At 61.9% G+C, this 357-nt stretch carries 1 protein-coding gene and 1 pseudogene; both read right to left on the reverse strand.

Annotated features, from left to right (window positions below; translation table 11 throughout):
• A partial coding sequence (locus SB765_RS28360) for a GIY-YIG nuclease family protein (RefSeq protein ID WP_410932319.1) occupies nucleotides 1–109 on the reverse strand: 109 nt, incomplete at its 3' end.
• 36 nt (nucleotides 110–145) lie between these two features.
• A pseudogene (locus SB765_RS28365) lies at nucleotides 146–357 on the reverse strand (DUF4440 domain-containing protein); the annotation flags it as partial.

A 357-nucleotide genomic window follows, 5' to 3' on the forward strand; every position in this document is an offset into this window, starting at 1 on the left:
GGTGCATCGCGAACCGGCGCACCGGGTCGTTGCTGATGCCGCAATACAACGCGCCATTGGCGGCGCGTACCAGGTAGACAAACCAGGGTTTGGGGTCAGGCGTGTTCACAGCGGGATTCGGCCATGCAAAAAAGCCCCCAGCTTATCAACGACTGGCCTGAAATGCCTTCAAGCCTTTGCGTGCCTGGGCCCGCACGGCGTTTTTCACCAAGGGCGTCCAGCCCAGCAACAGGCCCTTGGCGCCCAATGCCTGGCGCGACCAGCGCCACAGGTCGAAGTGGTCGTGGTGCTCGCAGATCTTGCCATCACGAAACACGAAACGCGCCTGGATATCGTTGACCACCGTGTTGCCGGTGG

This window comes from Pseudomonas sp. SIMBA_067 (genome assembly GCF_046534675.1).
Taxonomy (GTDB): Bacteria; Pseudomonadota; Gammaproteobacteria; order Pseudomonadales; family Pseudomonadaceae; genus Aquipseudomonas; species Aquipseudomonas putida.